This window comes from Microbacterium sp. NPDC056569 (assembly GCF_042793475.1).
Classification (GTDB): domain Bacteria; phylum Actinomycetota; class Actinomycetes; order Actinomycetales; family Microbacteriaceae; genus Microbacterium.
This window is the reverse complement of the sequence record NZ_JBHTUV010000003.1, coordinates 42,869-62,255: the sequence shown is the minus strand read 5'-3', so window position 1 is coordinate 62,255 and position 19,387 is coordinate 42,869. Positions and strand designations below refer to the sequence as shown.

The 19,387-nt window shown below is 71.2% G+C and carries 18 protein-coding genes; 6 read left to right on the top strand and 12 right to left on the bottom strand.

What is annotated here, in order from left to right; genetic code table 11:
* Window positions 1–12: 12 nt before the first annotated feature.
* From ACFQ7C_RS04595 to purL, 4 genes are all read right to left on the bottom strand, one after another.
* The gene (locus ACFQ7C_RS04595) at window positions 13–957 is read right to left on the bottom strand and encodes a hypothetical protein (RefSeq protein ID WP_378898343.1); all 945 of its coding nucleotides are present in this window, start codon (window positions 955–957) and stop codon (window positions 13–15) included.
* A 39-nt stretch (window positions 958–996) separates the two neighbouring features.
* Entirely contained in the window at window positions 997–1,803 is an 807-nt protein-coding gene (locus ACFQ7C_RS04590) for a hypothetical protein (RefSeq protein WP_378898342.1), read from the bottom strand.
* Window positions 1,804–1,875: 72 nt separating this feature from the next.
* Window positions 1,876–2,013, bottom strand: a complete 138-nt coding sequence (locus tag ACFQ7C_RS04585) for a hypothetical protein (RefSeq protein WP_378898341.1) — start codon at window positions 2,011–2,013, stop codon at window positions 1,876–1,878.
* Between the two features lie 105 nt (window positions 2,014–2,118).
* Window positions 2,119–4,452: a phosphoribosylformylglycinamidine synthase subunit PurL gene (gene purL / locus ACFQ7C_RS04580; RefSeq protein ID WP_378898340.1), complete on the bottom strand. Its 2,334-nt coding sequence runs from the start codon at window positions 4,450–4,452 to the stop codon at window positions 2,119–2,121.
* 132 nt (window positions 4,453–4,584) lie between these two features.
* Between purL and ACFQ7C_RS04575 the strand changes: the two genes are divergently transcribed.
* The 4 genes from ACFQ7C_RS04575 (at window position 4,585) to ACFQ7C_RS04560 (ending at window position 7,460) form a co-directional block, all read left to right on the top strand.
* Window positions 4,585–4,980 (top strand): ArsR/SmtB family transcription factor, encoded by a 396-nt coding sequence (locus ACFQ7C_RS04575; protein ID WP_378898339.1) that lies wholly within the window; start codon window positions 4,585–4,587, stop codon window positions 4,978–4,980.
* A 2-nt stretch (window positions 4,981–4,982) separates the two neighbouring features.
* Window positions 4,983–5,963 (top strand): SRPBCC domain-containing protein, encoded by a 981-nt coding sequence (locus ACFQ7C_RS04570; RefSeq protein ID WP_378898338.1) that lies wholly within the window; start codon window positions 4,983–4,985, stop codon window positions 5,961–5,963.
* Window positions 5,964–5,993: 30 nt separating this feature from the next.
* Window positions 5,994–6,488 carry an SRPBCC domain-containing protein gene (locus tag ACFQ7C_RS04565; protein WP_378898337.1) on the top strand — a complete coding sequence of 165 codons (495 nt, stop codon included), beginning with the start codon at window positions 5,994–5,996 and terminating at the stop codon, window positions 6,486–6,488.
* A gap of 69 nt (window positions 6,489–6,557) precedes the next feature.
* Window positions 6,558–7,460, top strand: a complete 903-nt coding sequence (locus ACFQ7C_RS04560; protein WP_378898336.1) for a TerC family protein — start codon at window positions 6,558–6,560, stop codon at window positions 7,458–7,460.
* Between the two features lie 156 nt (window positions 7,461–7,616).
* Here the strand turns inward: ACFQ7C_RS04560 and ACFQ7C_RS04555 are convergent, their stop codons facing one another.
* The 6 genes from ACFQ7C_RS04555 to ACFQ7C_RS04530 all read right to left on the bottom strand — a co-directional run bounded on the left by ACFQ7C_RS04555 (window position 7,617) and on the right by ACFQ7C_RS04530 (window position 15,852).
* A complete protein-coding gene (locus ACFQ7C_RS04555; protein WP_378898335.1) occupies window positions 7,617–8,300 on the bottom strand; it encodes a response regulator in 684 nt (227 codons plus the stop codon).
* Window positions 8,297–10,822, bottom strand: coding sequence for a DUF4118 domain-containing protein (locus ACFQ7C_RS04550; RefSeq protein ID WP_378898334.1), 2,526 nt, complete (start codon window positions 10,820–10,822; stop codon window positions 8,297–8,299). The genes ACFQ7C_RS04555 and ACFQ7C_RS04550 overlap by 4 nt, the downstream gene beginning before the upstream one ends.
* A 420-nt stretch (window positions 10,823–11,242) precedes the next feature.
* Window positions 11,243–11,854, bottom strand: a complete 612-nt coding sequence (gene kdpC, locus ACFQ7C_RS04545) for a potassium-transporting ATPase subunit KdpC (protein ID WP_378898333.1) — start codon at window positions 11,852–11,854, stop codon at window positions 11,243–11,245.
* An 18-nt stretch (window positions 11,855–11,872) separates the two neighbouring features.
* A complete protein-coding gene (gene kdpB, locus ACFQ7C_RS04540; protein ID WP_378898332.1) occupies window positions 11,873–14,077 on the bottom strand; it encodes a potassium-transporting ATPase subunit KdpB in 2,205 nt (734 codons plus the stop codon).
* A gap of 3 nt (window positions 14,078–14,080) precedes the next feature.
* Window positions 14,081–15,763: a potassium-transporting ATPase subunit KdpA gene (kdpA, locus tag ACFQ7C_RS04535; protein WP_378898331.1), complete on the bottom strand. Its 1,683-nt coding sequence runs from the start codon at window positions 15,761–15,763 to the stop codon at window positions 14,081–14,083.
* Complete coding sequence (locus ACFQ7C_RS04530; protein WP_378898330.1) at window positions 15,763–15,852, bottom strand: potassium-transporting ATPase subunit F; 90 nt, start codon at window positions 15,850–15,852, stop codon at window positions 15,763–15,765. Before ACFQ7C_RS04530 ends, kdpA begins: the two co-directional genes overlap by 1 nt.
* A gap of 314 nt (window positions 15,853–16,166) precedes the next feature.
* On the opposite strand from ACFQ7C_RS04530, the gene ACFQ7C_RS04525 reads away from it, so the two are divergent.
* Complete coding sequence (locus ACFQ7C_RS04525; protein WP_378898329.1) at window positions 16,167–16,661, top strand: toxin-antitoxin system HicB family antitoxin; 495 nt, start codon at window positions 16,167–16,169, stop codon at window positions 16,659–16,661.
* Window positions 16,661–17,530 (top strand): DUF4097 domain-containing protein, encoded by an 870-nt coding sequence (locus ACFQ7C_RS04520; RefSeq protein ID WP_378898328.1) that lies wholly within the window; start codon window positions 16,661–16,663, stop codon window positions 17,528–17,530. The genes ACFQ7C_RS04525 and ACFQ7C_RS04520 overlap by 1 nt, the downstream gene beginning before the upstream one ends.
* Before the next feature lie 43 nt (window positions 17,531–17,573).
* Here ACFQ7C_RS04520 and sufU read toward each other — a convergent pair whose 3' ends face one another.
* Window positions 17,574–18,026 carry a Fe-S cluster assembly sulfur transfer protein SufU gene (sufU, locus tag ACFQ7C_RS04515; RefSeq protein ID WP_378898327.1) on the bottom strand — a complete coding sequence of 151 codons (453 nt, stop codon included), beginning with the start codon at window positions 18,024–18,026 and terminating at the stop codon, window positions 17,574–17,576.
* Window positions 18,023–19,324 (bottom strand): cysteine desulfurase, encoded by a 1,302-nt coding sequence (locus ACFQ7C_RS04510; protein ID WP_378898326.1) that lies wholly within the window; start codon window positions 19,322–19,324, stop codon window positions 18,023–18,025. The genes sufU and ACFQ7C_RS04510 overlap by 4 nt, the downstream gene beginning before the upstream one ends.
* Window positions 19,325–19,387: the final 63 nt, after the last annotated feature.

Below are 19,387 nucleotides of genomic sequence, written 5' to 3'. Positions count from 1 at the left end.
TGGGCAGGCGGGTCAGCGGTGGGGCTTGGGGTGCGTCACGCGGCCCGGAGAATCGCCGTTGCCGCGAGAGGGCACGGGCCAGGTCGCCGTCGGTGGCGGCGTCGTGCTCGGCCGCTTCGGCGCGGGGAGCGGCTCGGGCTCGGGCGACGCAGGGGGCTCCGCACGCGGCGGGGCCGCAGCATCCGTCGCCGTCGGCGTGGTGGAGGCGACGGGGCCGATCTCGAGCATCACCTTGTTCTCGAGCACCTCGATGGCCTCATCCGAGATGGAGATGAGGCCGTCGAGCTCTTCGCGCACGCGGCGGTACGCGAGCTGGCGCTCGGCGGGCGTCGCGGCCTCGTCGACCGCGACCGTGAGGAGCTTCTTGGCGGTGTCGAGGCGCTTGCGCTCGTCCTCGGTGAAGGTCGAGTCGCGCAGGCGCCGCGCGTCGCGCTCGGCGACGTCGAACGCCACCTCGAAGTCGGCGACGGCGTTGCGGTACTCGGCCAGCTGCTCCTTCGAGAGGCGCGCCTTCGCCGAGGCGGGGCGGAGTCCGTCGGCGATGCGCTTCGCGCGCAGGAAGGCGGCGGTCAGCGGCTGCCGCCCGTCGCTCATGGCCGGGAACGCGATGATCTTCGCGACGTCGAGCTCGTACTCGAGCCAGCGCGCGGTGACCGCGTCGTGCGTGGCGAACAGTCGATCGAGCTGCGTCACCTGGGTCTCACGTGATGCCGAAGCGCCCTGCGGAGCGATCGCCGTCGCCGCCGTGATCGGCGGAAGGGCTGCCGCGGGCACCGCCTTGCCCCGCGCCGCAGCCTGCGCGGCCTTGAGCTCGGCCTTCGCGTGCATCACCTCGAGGCGGCGCTTGTGGCGCATGCGCGCGCCACGCTCCCAGGCGCTGCCGATCCACCCGATGACTCCCATGAGCGGGAACACGAGCCACCAGTAGTCGCCGGCGAAGGCCCAGAACTGGTCCACCCTGTCATGCTAACGGCCGGTCGCCGCCGCGTGGTCCGCTCAGGGCACCCTGCCAGCGGGCGGCTCATTCGCCCGTGGCGGGGGGATCCGGGCGATGAGCGCGGGAAGACGGTCGGCGATCTCGGACAGCACCGCGGCCGCGGCGGTGAGCCCTGCGGCGGCGGTCGCCCCGGCGCCGTTCGGACGCGACGCGCCCGGAACGCCGGCCTGCCGCTCGGCCTCGGAGAACGTCGCCTCGAGGTGGCGCACCGCGACCCGGTACTCGAGGAACTGCTGCGGCGTCACGCGGTCGCGCAGGGTCGGGCGCTTCGCGAGGGCCTCGCGCTGGGCGCGCAGGAACACGACGGTCGCCGGATGCCGCGGATCCGTCATCTGCGGGAACGCCAGCGCCTTGTCGACGTCGGTCTCGTACGCGAGCCAGCGCGTGTTCACGGCATCGTGCGCGGCGTAGAGGCGGTCGATGGGCAGCGGATCGCCGGAGGAGGCGGCGCGGTACTGCGCCCAGCCCGCCTTCACGCGAGTGCGGCTCGCCCGGAGGGCCAGGGATGCGGTCTTCTCATCCTGCCTGGCGGCCTGCAACTCGCGTCGCGCCTCGGCGGCGTGCGCGGGCGGGGCGGAGGAGCGCGACTTCGCGGTCATCATGTCGGCCTGGGCCGTGCGCAGCCGCGCCTTGGCGGCGACGAGGTCGCGATATGCCTGAGACTCCTCGGCGCGCGCGGCGTCAAGTTCCAGGCGTCGTGCCCGGCGGCTGCGCGTAGTCATGCCCGCATAGGTCGCCGCCCCGGCGCCTGCGGCAGCCGGAGCGATCCACCACCAGCTCGACACGATGAGGAGGATGGGCTCCACCCTGCCATGGTAATCGCGATATAGCGCAATTGTCGCCGGGAGTCTGCTGACACCTCGGCGAACCGCATGACGTCAGCCGAAGAGCAGGGCGAACACGGTGGCGCCGCCGCCGACGAGGATGAGGGCGACGATCGTCACCCAGGCGACGATCTTCACGCGGCGCTGCCGGGTGTCGTTGAAACCGTTGTACTCGTCGTCTTCCGCCGCCATGCGCCCATCCTACTTGTGGGTTCGGGGCGCGTCCCGTCCGTTCGGGGCGCATCCAATGCGCCCCGAACGGACGCGGCGCGCCCCGAACCGGGGGAAGGAACGAGCTCAGGCGGTGTGCTCGGTGATGATCGGGCCGAACGCGTCGGGTAGCGTCGAGGTCGACAGGTCGCGCAGCTCCGCGAGCGGGACGGTGAACAGGCCCTGCACCTCGAGTGCCGGCTCGTCCCCGTCCGCCGCCGAGTCGGTGACGCCGATGCGCAGCACGGGGTAGCCACGGCCCTCGCACAGGCCGCGGAACTTCACGTCGTCCTCGCGCGGCACCGAGACGATGACGCGGCCCGTGGACTCCGAGAACAGGGCGGTGGCGGCATCCACTCCATCGCGCTCCTGGATCTCGTTCAGCCACACGCGAGCGCCGACGCCGAAGCGCATGGTGGCCTCGGCCAGGGCCTGTGCCAGGCCGCCCGACGAGAGATCGTGCGCCGACGAGATGAGCGACTGCTGGCCGCCGGCGTGCAGCAGCTCGGCGAGCTTCTTCTCCTGGGCGAGGTCGACCGCCGGCGGGCGTCCGCCAAGGTGGTCGTGGATGGTCCCCGCCCACTGCGAGCCCGACAGCTCGGTCGAGGTGACGCCGAGCAGGTAGATGTTCTCGCCCGCGTCCTGCCAGCCCGAAGGGATGCGGCGGGCGACGTCGTCGATGATCCCGAGCACGCCGACGACGGGCGTCGGGAAGATCGGCTGGTCGCCGGTCTGGTTGTAGAACGAGACGTTGCCGCCGGTGACGGGCACGCCGAGCTCGAGGCACGCGTCCGACAGGCCGTCCACGGTCTGCGAGAACTGCCACATGACCTCGGGGTTCTCGGGCGAGCCGAAGTTGAGGCAGTCGGTGACGGCCGTCGGCTCGGCGCCGCTCACGGCGACGTTGCGGTACGCCTCGGCCAGCGCGAGCTTCGCCCCCTGGTACGGGTCGAGCTGGCAGTAGCGGCCGTTGCAGTCGGTGGCGATCGCGAAGCCGAGCCCCGAGTGCTCGTCGACGCGGATCATGCCGGCGTCGTCGGGGAACGACAGCGCCGTGTTGCCCATGACGTAGTAGTCGTACTGGTTCGTGATCCACGACGTGTCGGCGAGGTTGGGGCTCGCGACGAGCTTCGTGAACTGGTCGCGCAGCGTCTCCGCGTCGGTCGGACGCGGGAGAGCGGATGCCGAGTCCTCACGCAGCGCGTCGATCCACGTCGGGTAGGCCACGGGGCGCTCGTAGACGGGTCCGTCGACGGCGACGGTGGAGGGGTCGACGTCGACGATCTGCTCGCCGTGCCAGAAGATCTGGAGGCGCCCGTCGCCGGTGACCTCGCCGAGCACCGACGTCTCGACGTCCCACTTGCCGACGACCTCGAGGAACGCGTCGAGCTTCTCGGGCGCGACGATCGCCATCATGCGCTCCTGGCTCTCGCTCATGAGGATCTCCTCGGGGGTGAGCGAGGGGTCGCGCAGCAGCACCTTCTCGAGGTCGACGCGCATGCCCGAGCCGCCGTTGGCGGCGAGCTCCGACGTCGCACACGAGATGCCGGCGGCGCCGAGGTCCTGGATGGCCTCGACGAGTTCGCCGCGGTACAGCTCGAGGCAGCACTCGATGAGCACCTTCTCGGCGAACGGGTCGCCGACCTGCACCGCGGGGCGCTTGGTCGGGCCGCCGTCGGCGAACGTGTCGGACGCGAGGATGGAGGCCCCGCCGATGCCGTCGCCGCCCGTGCGGGCGCCGAACAGCACGACCTTGTTGCCCGCGCCGGTGGCGTTGGCGAGTTTGAGGTCCTCGTGGCGGAGGACGCCGACCGCGAGGGCGTTGACGAGCGGGTTGCCCTGGTAGACCGCGTCGAACACGGTCTCACCGCCGATGTTCGGCAGGCCCAGGCAGTTGCCGTAGAACGAGATGCCGCTGACGACGCCGTGCACGACGCGCGCCGTGTCGGGGTGGTCGACGGCGCCGAAGCGCAGCTGGTCCATGACGGCGACCGGACGCGCGCCCATCGAGATGATGTCGCGCACGATGCCGCCGACGCCGGTCGCGGCGCCCTGGAACGGCTCGATGTAGCTGGGGTGGTTGTGCGACTCGACCTTGAAGGTGACGGCCCAGCCCTCGCCGATGTCGACGACGCCGGCGTTCTGGCCCATGCCGACCATGAGCCGTTCCCTCATCTCGTCCGAGACCTTCTCCCCGAACTTGCGGAGGTAGATCTTCGACGACTTGTAGGAGCAGTGCTCCGACCACATGACGGAGTACATCGCCAGCTCGCCCGACGTGGGGCGACGGCCGAGGATCTCGCGGATCCTGTCGTACTCGTCGGGCTTGAGACCGAGCGCCGCGTACGGCTGCTCCTTCTCGGGCGTGGCGGTGGCGTTCTCGACGGTGTCGGCGACAGAGGTCGAAGCGGGGGTGGTCACGCGGCTCAGCTCCAGAAATTCGGGGATGCCGGACCCGAACAGTCTAGTTCGTCCGAACCGGCGCCCCTCTGCCCGTGACAGTTCGAAGGAGGGGGTTGACGGATGCGGCGTCCCGTCGTAACGTACAACCAAATGGTTGTAGGAATTGAGCTCAGCGATGACGAGATCGACCGCGTGTTCCACGCACTCGCGGCGGCGACCCGGCGCGACATCCTGCGTCGGACGCTCTCCGGCGAGTACTCCGTGTCGGCGCTCGCCCGCGAGTACGACATGTCGTTCGCGGCCGTGCAGAAGCACGTCACCGTGCTCGAGGCCGCGGGCCTCATCGTCAAGCGCGCCGAGGGGCGCGAACGCCTCGTCCGGGCGGACCCGGCGATGATCGCCCGCGCTCGCGCACTGCTCGCCCGCTACGAGGAGCTGTGGCGTGCACGCATCGACCGCCTCGATGCGCTGCTCGCCGAACCCGCCGGCGCGTCCGGTCCGACTGAAGAACCGAAGAACGATCACACCAGGAACGAAGGAGAATGACGATGCCCGTCACCGACGTCACCACCGATGCCGAAGCGCTCACCTTGACGCTCACGGCCGACTTCGCCGCCCCGGTCGAGAGGCTGTGGCAGGCCTTCACCGATCCGCGGCAGCTCGAGCGGTTCTGGGGCCCTCCCGGCTGGCCGGCGAGCTTCCCGACCTTCGACCTCGAGGTCGGCGGCAGGGCCGTGTATTACATGACGAGCCCGCAGGGCGAGAAGTCCTACGGCTCGTGGGAGTTCCTCGACATCGACGCACCCCGCAGCTTCACGGTGCTCGACAACTTCGCCAACGAGGACGGCGCCCCGCTCGAGGGCATGCCCGTCATGCGCGTGGTCTTCACGTTCGAGCCGACCGAGACCGGCTCGCGCATGGTCAACGTGTCGCACTTCGCGTCGGCCGACGCCCTCCAGCAGGTCGTCGACTTCGGCGCGGTCGAGGGCTCGACGATGGCGATCAACCAGCTGGACCGCGTGCTCGAAGGGCTTCGCGCCTACTCCGCCGGCAAGGGGACGCAGACCGAGATCCTCGACGACACCCACGTGCGCATCACCCGGCTCATCGAAGGCCCGATCGACCTCGTGTGGCGCGCCCACCAGGAGCCCGAGTTGCTCGAGAAGTGGATGCTCGGCCCCGATGGCTGGCGCATGTCGGTGTGCGAGGTCGACCCGTCCGTGGGCGGCAAATATCGCTACGAGTGGGAGCCCGTCGGGGACACCGAGGGCGAGACCTTCGGGTTCGACGGCGAGACCGTGCTCTCCGAGGCGCCGCGCCGCGCCGTCACCACCGAGCACATGACGGGCACCGACTACCCGTCGACGCTCAACGACCTGAGCCTGTACGAGGAGGACGGCGCCACACTCATCACGCTCCTCATCGAGTACCCCGACAAGGAGACGCGCGACATCGTCCTCGCCACCGGCATGACCGACGGCATGGAGGCCAGCTACGGCCGCCTCGAGGGCGTGCTCGCGGGCGTGTGAGCCGGCGGGCCGATGGATGCGGAGGAAGCGATGGCGCCGAGATTCGACGTCGTGGTGACCCGCGACTTCGATGCGCCGATCGAGCGGGTGTGGGCCGCCTGGACCACGCCGTCGGACCTGCGGGAGTGGTGGGGACCGGAAGGGTTCACGTGCCCGCGCGCAGACGCTGACATCCGGGTCGGCGGCGCGATCCTCGTCACGATGCGGGCACCGGCGGAATGGGGTGGCGCCGACTACCACAACCGGTGGGACATCACCGAGGTCGAGGCCCCGACCACGCTGCGCTACCTCATGCGCTTCTGCGACGAGAACGGGAACGTGATCACGCCGGCGGAGGCAGGCGTGCCCGGCGCGACGACGGAGGACAGCCGCCACGAGGTGACGCTCACAGACCTCGGCGACGGGCGCACCCGCCTCGACATGGTCGAGCACGGGTACCTGACCGTCGAAGCGCGCGACATGTCGCGCGGAGGCCTCGAGCAGTGCCTCGACAAGATGGCGCGCCTGATCGAGACCCGCGCCTGACAGATACCACATCGGTGATCCGGATGCTGCGGCCCGCGGCATCCGGATCTTCGTCCGTATTCTGTACCCGTGGACTTCTCCTTCGCTTTCACGCCCGATCTGATCGCCGTGTTCCTGACGCTGTTCGTCCTCGAGGTCGTGCTCGGCGTCGACAACGTCATCTTCATCTCGATCCTCGCGTCCAAGCTCCCCAAGGAGCAGCAGGCCAAGGCCCGCAACCTCGGCCTCACGCTGGCGATGCTCATGCGCGTCGTGCTCGTGCTCTTCGCCGGCTGGATCATCACGCTGAAGGAGGAGGTGTTCTTCATCGGCGAGCTGGGCTTCTCGTGGAAGGACATCATCCTCATCGCCGGTGGACTGTTCCTCGTCTACAAAGCGGTGACGGAGATCCACCACAAGCTCGAGGGCGCCGAGGAGGAGCACGGCGGGGGCGGACGCAAGGCTGTCACCTTCGGCTCGGTGATCGCGCAGATCCTGGTGCTCGACCTGGTGTTCTCGCTCGACTCGGTCATCACCGCCGTCGGCATGACCACGAACCTCGTCGTCATCATCACCGTCGTCGTGCTGTCGTTCGGCATCATGCTCTTCGCGTCGCGCTTCATCTTCGCGTTCGTCAACAAGCACCCCACGGTGAAGATGCTGGCGCTGTCGTTCCTCCTCCTCATCGGCGTCTTCCTCATCGCCGAGGGCTTCGGATTCCACATCGACAAGGCGTTCATCTACGGCCCGATGGCCTTCGCGATCTTCGTCGAGGCCCTCAACCTGTGGGCCGCGGCCTCGAAGGCCAAGCGCGAGCAGCGCCGCCGCACCCCCGTGCAGCTGCGCCCGCAGTACCCCGACGTCGACGAGTCGGTCGCCGTCGCCGCCGCGCTGTCGAAGGACCCCGGCGCGGGTTCGGTGGGCCTGTCGTCGAAGCCCGTGGCGGGCGACGCCGCCCCGTCGGCCGGCGAGGAGCGCCAGGGCCTCGGCTGAGAAACCGGGAACGCGCGGGCAAACGACGCGCTGCGTGGTTTCTCGACCGGATCGGGGTTTCTCGGGCGGGGGCGGATGCGGCGGGTCGCAGCATCCGTCTCCGAATGTCGCCTGCCGCACGGCGGCGGCGCGTATCGCACCCCGCGGAGCGGCGGCTCAGGCGGCGGTGTCGGCGAGGAGGCGGTAGCCCATGCCCGATTCGGTGAGCAGGTGCGCGGGGCTGCCCGGGTCGGACTCGAGCTTCTTGCGCAGCTGTGACATGTAGAGCCGCAGGTAGCCGGTGTCGGCGACCTGCTCGGTGCCCCAGATGTCTTTGAGCAGCGCCTGCCGCGTCACGAGCGAACCGGGGTTGCGCGCGAGGAACTCGAGGATCTTCCACTCCGTCGGCGTCAGGTGCACGCGCTCGCCGGAACGCGTCACAGTCTTCGTCGACAGATCCACGACGACGTCGCCGAACGTGACGACGGGGGCTCCGGATGCTGCGGTCACGCGTCGCGAGAGGGCTCGGAGCCGTGCGAGCAGCTCGTCGATCTGGAACGGCTTCGTGACGTAGTCGTCGGCGCCGGCGTCCAGCGACTCGACCTTGTCGGCGGAGCCGGTGCGGCCCGAGACGACGATGATCGGAGCCGTGGTCCAGCCCCGCAGCGCCTCGATGACCTGCACGCCGTCGAGGCGCGGCATCCCGAGGTCCACCATCACGATGTCGGGATGCTCCTTGGCGGCGAGGGCGATCGCCGCGGCGCCGTCGGGTGCGGCGATGACCTCGTAGCCGTGCGCGGCGAGGGTGATGCGCAGCGCCCGGACGAGCTGAGGATCGTCGTCGGCGATCAGCACCTTCATGGGAGCGACCTCTCGTCGGCGGCGATCGCATCCGCAACCGGCAGCGCGATGACCATCGTCAGGCCTCCTCCGGGGGTGTCTTCGGGGGCGAGCGTACCGCCCATGCCCTCGGTGAACCCCTTCGACAGGGCGAGTCCCAGCCCGAGGCCGGCTGTGTTGTCGGTGTCGCCCAGCCGCTGGAACGGCACGAACATGTCGTCGCGGCGCTCGGGGGAGACTCCGGTGCCGTGGTCGACGACGCGGATCTCGGCGGTGCCGCCGAGGCGGCTCGTCGCGACGCGCACGCGCGAACCCGCCGGCGAGTGCCGCGCGGCATTCGCGAGCACGTTCACGAGCACCCGCTGCAGCAGCACCGGGTCGGCCTCGACGAGGGGGAGATCGGGATCGAGGGCGAGCTCGAAGCGGTCCGGACCGCCGCCGAGCTCGTCGAGCGCGGCCAGCACGACGCCGGCACTGTCGACGGGCTGCAGCGACACCGCGAGCACGCCCGCCTGCACGCGGCTGACGTCGAGCAGGTCGGTGACGAGGGCCGACAGCGTCGTGAGCGACTCGTCGGCCGTCGCGATCAGCTCCTGCCGGTCCGCGCGCGACAGGTTGGGCTCGGCCGCCCGGAGACCGCCGACGGCGGCGACCGCGGCCGCGAGCGGGCGGCGCAGGTCGTGACTCACCGCCGACAGCAGCGCGCTGCGCACCTGGTCGGTCTCGGCCAGCGCTCCGGCCTGCCGCGCGGTGGCGGTGAGGTCGGTGTGCTCGAGGGCGGCGGAGAGCTGGGCCGCCACGGCGTCGATGAGCCGGCGCTCGGAGGCGTCGAGGACATGGCCGTGCAGTTCGAGCATCGCCGGCGGGCCGCCGTTGCGGCGCGCGACCGTGACGGCCTCGTACCGGCCGTCGCGCACGGGTTCGCCGTCGGTCGCGACGACCGTGCCGTCGGCGTCGACGAGGCGCACGCCCGCGAGCCCGAGCGATTCGCGCGTGCGGCTGATGAGCGCGGGAACGGCGGATTCGCCCCGCAGCACGCTCCCTGCGACGTTCGCGAGCAGCTCGGCCTCGGCCTCGGCGCGCCGGGCGGACCGCGCCGCACGCGCGGCGCGGTCGACGATGAAGCTCACGAGCACGGCGATCACGACGTAGAGGATGAGCGCCCACACGTTGCGCGGATCGGCGACGGACACCGTGTAATAGGGCGCCACGAAGAAGTAGTTGAGGGTCACTCCCGACATCACGGCCGCGAAGACCGCAGGCCAGATGCCGCCGACGAGCGAGACGAGCACCACGAGCAGCTGGTAGGCGAGCACGTCGCTGGTGATGGTCTCCTCACTGCGGATCGACACCAGCAGCCAGGTCAGGAGCGGTCCGCCGATGAGCGCGAGCGCGAACCCGAGCACCCGTCGGCGCACGCTCAGTGCGCCCCCGGTCACGCGCGGCAGAGGGAACCGATCGCCCGCCGCGTCGTGCGTGACGATGTGCACGTCGATGTCGCCCGACTCGCGGATCACCGTCGCCCCGATGCCGGGGCCGGTGAAGAGCGTCGCGAGGCGCCCGCGACGGCTCACGCCGATGACGAGCTGCGTCGCGTTCACCGAGCGGGCGAACTCCACGAGCGCGCGCGGGATGTCGTCGCCGACGACCTGGTGGTAGGTGCCGCCGAGGGATTCGACGAGCGCACGCTGCGCGGCGAGGGCTCCGGGGTCGCCCGAGCGCAGGCCGTCCTGGCTCGACACGTGCACCGCCAGCAGCTCGCCGCCGGCGGAGCGCGCCGCGATGCGGGCGCCTCGGCGCAGGAGGGTCTCGCCCTCGGAGCCGCCGGTGAGGGCGATGACCACGCGCTCCCGCGCCTGCCACGCGCCCTCGATCCCGTGCTCCGCCCGGTAGGACTTCAGGGCGCTGTCGACCTCGTCGGCGAGCCACAGCAGTGCGAGTTCGCGGAGGGCCGTGAGGTTGCCGAGCCGGAAGTAGTTCGAGAGCGCCGCGTCGATCCGCTCCGCCGGGTAGACGAGCCCGGCTGAGAGGCGGTCGCGCAGCGACTGCGGCGAGAGGTCGACGACCTCGATCTGGTCGGCGTCGCGCACGACGGCATCCGGAACCGTCTCGCGCTGTGCGACGCCCGTGATCTGCTCGACGACACCGCCGAGCGACTCGATGTGCTGGACGTTCACCGTCGTGATGACGTCGATGCCGGCGTCGAGCAGGTCGGCGACGTCCTGCCAGCGCTTCGGGTGCCTCAGGCCCGGGGCGTTCGTATGGGCCAGCTCGTCGACGAGGGCGATCTCCGGGCTGCGCTCGAGCACGCCCTCGAGGTCCATGTCGCTGAGCTCGACGCCGCGGTGCGACACCACCGTGCGGGGCACGGCGGGCAGCCCGCCCATGAGCGCGGCGGTGGCGGCGCGCCCGTGCGTCTCGACCACGGCGATCACGACGTCGCGCCCGTCGTCGGCGAGGCGGCGCCCCTCTTCGAGCATCTCGTACGTCTTGCCGACGCCGGGCGCCGCGCCGAGCAGCACCCGCAGCTTGCCCCGCTTCACGTGCTCACCCTATGTCTCCGCAATGGCCCGCGGCGCGCGCCCATTTCTGCTCCCCTGTCCCGATGTGTCGCCAGGCCCAGCACTTCGCGACAGGTGTGCGGGCGGGGCCGGGTTCTGCGACCGTGGGTCTTCCTGCTCGCCTGTCCTGATGTGTCGCCAGGGCCGGCACTTTGCGACAGGTGTGCGGGCGGGGCCGGGTTCTGCGGCCGTGGGTCTTCCTGCTCGCCTGTCCTGATGTGTCGCCAGGGCCGGCACTTTGCGACAGGTGAGCGGCGGGGCCGGGTTCTGCGACCGTGGGTCTTCCTGCTCGCCTGTCCCGATGTGTCGCCAGGGCCAGCACTTCGCGACAGGTGAGCGGGCGGGGCTGGGTTCTGCGACAGGTGAGCAGGAGGGGGACGGATGCTGCAGCCCTGGGCACGGTCAAGACCTGAGGGCGTCGAGGGCGAGGTTGAGCTCGACGACGTTCACGCGCGGCTCGCCGAGGTAGCCGAGGTCGCGCTGCTGGAGGTGCGACTCGACGACGGCGCGCACCTCGGACTCGGAGAGCCCCCGTGCCGCAGCGACACGGGGCACCTGGAGCAGCGCGTACGCGGGGCTGATGTGCGGGTCGAGTCCCGAGCCCGATGCGGTCACCGCATCGGCGGGCACCTGCGACGGGTCCACGCCCTCGAGCTCGGCGATCGCGGCCTTGCGCTCCGCGATGGCCGACGCGAGGTCGGGGTTCTCGGGGCCGAGGTTCGAGCCGCTCGACGCCCCGCCGTCGTACCCGTCGCCGGCTGCGGAGGGACGCGACTGGAAGTACTGCGGAAGCGCCGCGCCCGAGGCATCCGTGAAGGACTGCCCGATGAGGGCCGACCCGACGGTGTCGCCGCTCGCGTTCTGCACGAGCGAGCCGTTGGCCTGCCAGGGGAGGGCGAGCTGGCCGATGCCGGTGACGAGCATCGTGTAGCCGACGCCGAGGACGAGGGTGAGGACGAGCATCGCGCGGACGGCGACGCCGGTGGTGCGGACGGTCGAGCGGGTGGTGGACATGTGCGTCTCCGGAGGGGGTCAGAAGCCGGGGATGAGGCTCACGACGAGGTCGATGAGCTTGATGCCGATGAAGGGGGCGACCACGCCGCCGAGCCCGTACACGAGCAGGTTGCGGCTGAGGATCTGCGACGCGCTCGCCGCGCGGTACCTCACGCCCCGCAGCGCGAGCGGGATGAGGATCACGATGATCACCGCGTTGAAGATGATCGCGCTCGTGACCGCCGACGCCGGCGACGAGAGCTGCATGACGTTCAGGGCCGCGAGGCCGGGGAAGACCCCCATGAACATCGCGGGGATGATCGCGAAGTACTTCGCGATGTCGTTGGCCAGCGAGAAGGTGGTGAGCGCGCCGCGCGTGATCAGCAGCTGCTTGCCGATGCGCACGATGTCGATGAGCTTCGTCGGGTCGGAGTCGAGGTCTACCATGTTGCCGGCCTCCTTGGCGGCCGACGTGCCGGTGTTCATCGCGACGCCGACGTCGGCCTGCGCGAGTGCGGGGGCGTCGTTGGTGCCGTCGCCGGTCATCGCGACGAGGTTGCCGCCGTCCTGCTCCTTGCGAATCAGCGCGAGCTTGTCCTCCGGGGTCGCCTCGGCGAGGTAGTCGTCAACGCCCGCCTCCTTCGCGATCGCCGCGGCCGTGAGCGGGTTGTCGCCCGTGATCATGACCGTGCGGATGCCCATCGCGCGCAGCTCGTCGAACCGTTCGCGCAGGCCGTCCTTGACGATGTCCTTGAGGTGGATGACACCGAGCACGCGGCCCTCGCCGGCCGGATCGAGCGCGGCGACCACGAGCGGGGTGCCGCCCGACTGCGCGATGGCGTCCGTCTCGTCGGTCAGGTGTGCGCGCGTCGCGGTGGGGACGTCGGATCCGGATGCTGCGAGCCACGCGATCACGGCGGACCCGGCGCCCTTGCGCACCTGCGTGCCGTCCGCGAGGTCGACGCCGCTCATGCGCGTCTGGGCCGTGAAGGGCACGACGACGGAGCCGGCGGGTTCGGTGACACGGATGCTGCGGGCTGCCGCCAGCTCGACGACCGAGACGCCCTCGGGGGTGGGGTCGGCGAGCGATGACAGTGCGGCGGCTCGGGCGAGCTCGTCGTCGCCGACGCCCGGCATCGCGACGAAGTCCGAGGCCTGGCGGTTGCCGTAGGTGATCGTGCCGGTCTTGTCGAGGAGGAGCGTCGTGACGTCGCCCGCCGCCTCGACGGCACGGCCCGACAGCGCGAGCACGTTGCGCTGCACGAGGCGGTCCATGCCGGCGATGCCGATGGCCGACAGCAGAGCCCCGATCGTCGTCGGGATCAGGCAGACGAGCAGTGCGATCAGCACGGGGATGCTCACGGGCGACGCGGCGTACGACGCGATGGGGTTGAGGGTGAGGACGACGATGACGAAGACGATCGACAGGCTCGCGAGCAGGATGTTCAGCGCGATCTCGTTGGGCGTCTTCTGGCGGGCGGCACCCTCGACGAGCGCGATCATGCGGTCGACGAACGTCTCGCCGGGCTTCGAGGTGATGAGCACGACGATGCGGTCCGAGAGCACGCGCGTGCCGCCGGTGACGGCCGAGCGGTCTCCGCCCGACTCGCGCACGACCGGCGCCGACTCTCCCGTGATCGCCGATTCGTCGACGGTCGCGATGCCCGCGACGATGTCGCCGTCGCCCGGGATCAGCTCGCCCGCCGACACGATCACGACGTCGCCGAGCGTGAGCTCGGACGAGGCGACCTCGACCGTCTCGGAGCGGTCGGCGGCAGCATCCGTGACTCCGTCATAGGAGGTGACGCGACGCGCCATCGCCGAGGTGCGGGTCTTGCGCAGCGACGCGGCCTGGGCCTTGCCGCGGCCTTCGGCCACCGATTCGGCGAGGTTCGCGAACAGCACGGTGAGCCACAACCAGACCGCGATGCCCCACGTGAAGCCGAACGGCACGGGGGTGCCGCCGGAGTCCTCGGGACCGCCGAGGAACGGCTCGGCGATCGCGATCACGGTGGTGAGGGCGGCGCCCACCCACACCAGGAACATGACCGGGTTGCGCCAGAGGGCCGCGGGGTTGAGCTTGCGCAGTGCACCGGGGACAGCCGCCCAGAGCTGGGCCGCGCTGAACGCGCGGGACGACGGCTTCGGAGGGTTCGGCGAGGCGCTGCGGGCGACGAGGCGAGCGGTCGGCTGGACCTCCCCGGTCGTTGAGCGTGCGGAGCGAGACGAAACGTCAGTGGACATGGATCAGACGAGCCCTTCCGCCAGGGGACCCAGCGTGAGAACGGGGAAGTAGGTGAGTGCGGTGATGACGACCGCGACGACGGCGAGGAGGCCGACGAACTGCGGTCGGTGGGTGGGCAGAGTGCCGGCCGTCGAGGGCACGGGCGTCTGAGCAGCGAGCGAACCGGCCAGGGCGAGCACCAGCACGATCGGGAGGAACCGGCCGAGCAGCATCGCGACACCCAGGGCCGTGTTGAGCCATGGGGTGTTCGCGGTGAGTCCGGCGAAGGCCGAGCCGTTGTTGTTGGCGGCCGAGGTGAGGGCGTAGAGCACCTCGCCGAGGCCGTGGACGCCGGGATTCCAGATGGACGTCGCCTCCATGTCGGAGCGGATCGCCGGGATGCCGAAGCTCAGCGCCGTGCCCGCGAGCACGAGCGCGGGGGTCACCAGGATGTAGAGGCTCGCGAGCTTGATCTGGGTCGGCCCGATCTTCTTGCCGAGGTACTCGGGGGTGCGGCCGACCAGCAGTCCGCCGACGAACACCGCGATGACGGCGAGCACGAGCATGCCGTAGAGGCCGGAGCCGACGCCGCCGGGGGCGACCTCGCCGAGCATCATGTTGACCATCGGGATCATGCCGCCCAGCGCCGTGTACGAGTCGTGCATCGAGTTGACGGCTCCGGTGCTGGTGAGCGTGGTCGCGCCGGCGAAGAGGGTCGAGCCCCAGATGCCGTAGCGCACCTCCTTGCCCTCCATCGCGGCGCCGGCGAGCTGCGGCGCGGTGCCGAGCCCGAGCGACTCCAGCCACGTCACCGCGGTGATCGACGCGACGGCGATCGTGCTCATGACGGCGAGGATCGCGTAGCCCTGTCGATCGTCGCCCACCATCCGGCCGAACGCCCGAGGAAGTGCGACCGGGATCGCGAGGATCAAGAGGATCTCGAGCACGTTCGACCACGGCGTCGGATTCTCGAACGGGTGCGCCGAGTTCGCGTTGAAGACGCCGCCGCCGTTGGTGCCCAGTAGCTTGATGGCCTCCTGCGACGCGACCGGTCCGCCGGGGATCGACTGCGTGCCGCCCGCGACGGTGCCGACATCGACGAACCCGCTGAAGTTCTGCACGACGCCCGCGATCACGAGCGCGATCGCCGAGACGACGGCGAGCGGCAGCAGCAGCCGCGTGAGACCGCGGGTGAGATCGACCCAGAAGTTGCCGATCGTCGCGGATCCGCGACGCGCGAATCCGCGCACGAGGGCGACCGCGACGGCGATGCCGACGGCCGCCGACACGAAGTTCTGGACCGCGAGGCCGGCGAGCTGCACGGTGTAGCCCATCGTCAGCTCGGGGGAGTACGACTGCCAGTTGGTGTTGGTCACGAACGACACCGCGGTGTTGAACGCGAGGCCCTCCGGCACGGCGGACAGGCCCAGCGAGTACGGCAGTACCGCCTGGAACCGCTGCAGCGCGTAGACGAACAGCACGCCGACGGCCGAGAACGCCAGCACGCCGCGCAGGTACGCCTGCCACGTCTGCTCCGAGCTCGGGTCGACGCCGACGAGGCGGTACATGCCGCGCTCCACGCGCCGGTCCTTCTCGGCGGTGTAGGTGCGGGCGATCCAGTCGCCCAGAGGCCGGTACAACAGCGCGAGGATCAGGACGACCGTCGCGATCTGCAGGATGCCGGCCCACACGGTGGCGGCATCCATCAGAACTTCTCCGGCTTCACGAGCGCGACGACGAGGTAGACGATCGCGGCGAGGCCGAGGACGGCGCCGAGCAGGGAGAAGACGATCACAGCTTCTCCACCGCCCGGGCGACGAGTCCGACGAGCGCGAACAGAGCGAGCGTCAGAGCGAGGTAGATGACATCGAGCACGGGGTCTCCTGGAGAGGTGCGGTTCAGGTGCGGACTCGATGCAACTCCGGGACGGATCCCGCTTTCCCGATCCTCACGGAATCCGAACGCCGTCCCGCCCGACGCTCACGGGTCCCTGACGCGTGCGGTGGCGCGGGCCGGTGTTGCTCGCCGGTCCGGGGTGTGTCGTCTCGCTCGTTCCTCGCTCGCTCGACGAACGTTGACATGACACCACCTTGATGTCACTCTGACGTCATGCAGATCGCCACGCACGTCGAGGAGCTTCAGCGTCAGCTCGCGGCAGCCGGCGGCCCCGACACCGCCGAGGTGGCGGCTCGCCTCGCGGCGGCGCTCGAGCCGGCGGCGCGGCTCGCGATCCTCGAGGCGCTGTCCGAGGCGGCGGGTGAGATCACGCGCGAGCTCGCGCCCGGGTCCGTCGACCTGCGACTGCGCGGGCGGGAGGTCGACTTCGTCGTCGCGCGTCCCGATCCCGAGCCGGCCGCAGAGGCCGGCGCCAACCCCAGTGGGCCGGTCGCGCTCACGGTCGCAGCATCCGATGATCCCGACGACGCCACCGCGCGCACCACCCTGCGTCTCCCGGACTCGCTGAAAGCGCGGGCCGAGGCCGCGGCCGCCGCTGAGGGTCTCTCGCTGAACACCTGGCTCGTGCGCGCGGTGGCGGCGGCCGTCGAACCCGCGCCCCCGGCGGCGCGCGGTTCGAGCTCCGCCTACACGGGCTGGGTGCGCTGATGCCGTCCTTCCCGGTGTCGGGCCCGGCCGCGGTGCGCATCGAGCTGCAGATGGGGCGGATCGACGTCGTCGCCGAGCACCGGCGCGACCTGGCGGTCGACGTCGCCGCAGCGAACCCGCACCGCGCGGGCGACCGGAGCGCCGCCGATGCCGTGCGCGTGACGCAGGCGGGGTCCGATCTGCGCATCGTCGGCCCGGTGCGGTTCAACCTCTTCGGCTCGGGCGATTCGGTCGACGTGTCGGTGCGCGTCCCCACCGGCTCGGACGTCTCTCTCGCGCTCAAGTACGGCTCGATCCGCGTCGCCGGTGCCGTGGGCACGGCGCGCATCGCACTGGACTACGGCGACGCGACCCTCGAGCGCACCGGCCGCGCCGACCTGGGTCTCGGGCACGGCGAGCTGCGCGTCGAGCATGTGCGCGGGGACGCCGACGTGGACATCAAGTCCGGCCGCGCGCGCATCGGCATCGTCGACGGGGCGCTGCGTCTCAAGGGATCGGACGCGGGCATCGACGTCGGCTCGGTCTCGGGCGTCGCCGACATCGCGACGTCGAGCGGCGTCGTGCACGTCGGTGACCCCGGCCCGGCCCTCACGGTGCGCTCCGCGTACGGGCCGGTGCGCATCGGCGACCTCAACGGCGGCACCGCGCGGGTCGAGGCCTCCTACGGCGCCGTGGACCTCGGCATCCGCTCCGGCACGGCGGCATGGCTCGACGCGTCGAGCCGCCACGGGGTCGTGCGCAACGAGCTCTCCGCGGCCGCGGGCCCCGTCGAGGGCGAGGCGTCGGTGGAGCTCTACGCCCGTGCCGGGTACGGCGACATCACCGTGCACCGCACGCATCCCGTCGCCGGCGGGGAGGAGGGCCCCTGAGCCTGTCGAAGGGCGCTTCGAAAGGCTCGGCGACCGGGAACGTTCACGCGCGGGCGGTGGCGTCCTCGAAGGCGACCCACGCGAGCATCGCGCACTTCACGCGCGCCGTGAACTTCGAGACTCCCGAGAGCGCCGCGGCGTCGCCGAAGACCTCTTCGTCGAGGGCGATCTCGCCGCGGGAGCGCAGCGCTTCGCGGAAGCCCTCGATGAGCTCGGATGCCTCGGCCCGCGGCATCCGCTCCTCCTCCTCGATCAGCGCGGCGAGCATCGACGCCGACGCCTGCGAGATGGAGCAGCCGGCGCCGTCCCACGTGACCTCGTCGACGGTCGTGCCGTCATCGGACAGGCACACGCGCAGGGTGATCTCGTCGCCGCAGATCGGATTGCGCTGGTAGGAGGTGGCCACGCGTCCCTCCTCGGCGCCGAGGCCCTTGCCGTGCGGGCGCTTGGAGTGATCGAGGATGAGCTCCTGATAGAGCGATTCGAGGCCGCTCATGCGCCGGCCCCGAAGAACGCGCGGACGCCCGACAGCGCGTCGAGGAACACATCGACGTCGTCGGCGGTGTTGTACAGCGACGACGACGCGCGCACCGAGGCCGTCAGCCCGAAGCGGCGGTGCAGCGGCTGCGCGCAGTGGTGCCCGACTCGCACGGCCACGCCGCGGGCGTCGAGGAACTGGCCGACGTCGTGCGCGTGCACGCCGTCGATGTCGAACGCCCAGAGCCCCACACGCTCGGCGCCGGGTGCGTCGCCGAGCAGGCGCACGCCGGGGATCGCGCGCAGCCCCTCGCCCATGCGGGCCTCGAGCGACTTCTCGTGCGCGTGCACCGCGTCCATGCCGACGCCGTCCAGGTAGCGGACGGCGGCGGCGAGGCCGATCGCCTGCGACACCGGCTGCGTGCCCGCCTCGAAGCGCTGCGGCGGCGGGAGGTAGGACGCCTCGTCGAGGGTGACGGTGGTGATCATCGAGCCGCCGGTGAGGAACGGCGGCAGTGCCTCGAGCACGTCGGCGCGGCCGTAGAGGCCTCCGACGCCGTAGGGCCCGAGCATCTTGTGCCCGGAGAACACGGCGAGGTCGACGCCGAGCGCGGGGAGGTCGAGCGGCAGGTGCGGCGCGGACTGGCATGCGTCGAGCACCGTCACCGCGCCGACCGCCTGCGCGAGCGCGACGAGCTCGTCGACGGGGTTGACGATGCCCAGCACGTTCGACACGTGCGTGAACGCGACGATGCGCGTGCGCTCGCCGATGACGGTGGCGGCAGCATCCGTGTCCAGCGTCCCGTCATCGCGGACCGGGATGTGGCGCAGCACCGCGCCGGTGCGGGCGGCGAGCTCCTGCCAGGGGATGAGATTCGCGTGGTGCTCGGACTCGGTGATGACGATCTCGTCGCCGGGCTGCAGAGCGAAGCGCGCGCTGGCGGGGGCGCCACGCCCGACCGAGGCGTTGCCGATCGCGTACGCGACGAGGTTGAGCCCGGCGGTCGCGCCGCTCGTCCACACGAGCTGCTCGGTGGGTGCGCCGACGAACCCGGCGACCGCGGCACGGGCGTCCTCGAAGAGCTCGGTGGCCTCGGCGGCGAGGGTGTGGGCCCCGCGGTGCACGGCGGAGTTCGCCCGCGTGAGGAAGTCGACCTCGGCGTCGATGACCGCCCGCGGCTTCTGGCTCGTCGCGCCCGAGTCGAGGTACACGAGCCGCTCGCCATTCACGCGCTGCCCGAGGATCGGGAAGTCGTCGCGCAGCGCGGCGGCGTCCAGTGGCGCGGTCGACGAGGGTGCGGGTGCGGGAGAGCTCACCTTTCAAGGGTATGCCGGATGCCGCCACCCGGGGCGGCCGCGCCCGGCACCCCGCGCCCGGGT

Excerpts from the sequence above, each read along its gene's own strand:
- ACFQ7C_RS04585 (WP_378898341.1), bottom strand. The coding sequence starts at position 2,013 with ATGGCGGCGGAAGACGACGAGTACAACGGTTTCAACGACACCCGGCAG.
- ACFQ7C_RS04575 (WP_378898339.1), top strand. The coding sequence starts at position 4,585 with ATGGTTGTAGGAATTGAGCTCAGCGATGACGAGATCGACCGCGTGTTC.
- ACFQ7C_RS04570 (WP_378898338.1), top strand. The coding sequence starts at position 4,983 with ATGCCCGTCACCGACGTCACCACCGATGCCGAAGCGCTCACCTTGACG.
- ACFQ7C_RS04565 (WP_378898337.1), top strand. The coding sequence starts at position 5,994 with ATGGCGCCGAGATTCGACGTCGTGGTGACCCGCGACTTCGATGCGCCG.
- ACFQ7C_RS04555 (WP_378898335.1), bottom strand. The coding sequence starts at position 8,300 with ATGAAGGTGCTGATCGCCGACGACGATCCTCAGCTCGTCCGGGCGCTG.
- kdpC (WP_378898333.1), bottom strand. The coding sequence starts at position 11,854 with ATGTCCACCACCCGCTCGACCGTCCGCACCACCGGCGTCGCCGTCCGC.
- kdpB (WP_378898332.1), bottom strand. The coding sequence starts at position 14,077 with ATGTCCACTGACGTTTCGTCTCGCTCCGCACGCTCAACGACCGGGGAG.
- kdpA (WP_378898331.1), bottom strand. The coding sequence starts at position 15,763 with ATGGATGCCGCCACCGTGTGGGCCGGCATCCTGCAGATCGCGACGGTC.
- ACFQ7C_RS04525 (WP_378898329.1), top strand. The coding sequence starts at position 16,167 with ATGCAGATCGCCACGCACGTCGAGGAGCTTCAGCGTCAGCTCGCGGCA.
- ACFQ7C_RS04520 (WP_378898328.1), top strand. The coding sequence starts at position 16,661 with ATGCCGTCCTTCCCGGTGTCGGGCCCGGCCGCGGTGCGCATCGAGCTG.
- sufU (WP_378898327.1), bottom strand. The coding sequence starts at position 18,026 with ATGAGCGGCCTCGAATCGCTCTATCAGGAGCTCATCCTCGATCACTCC.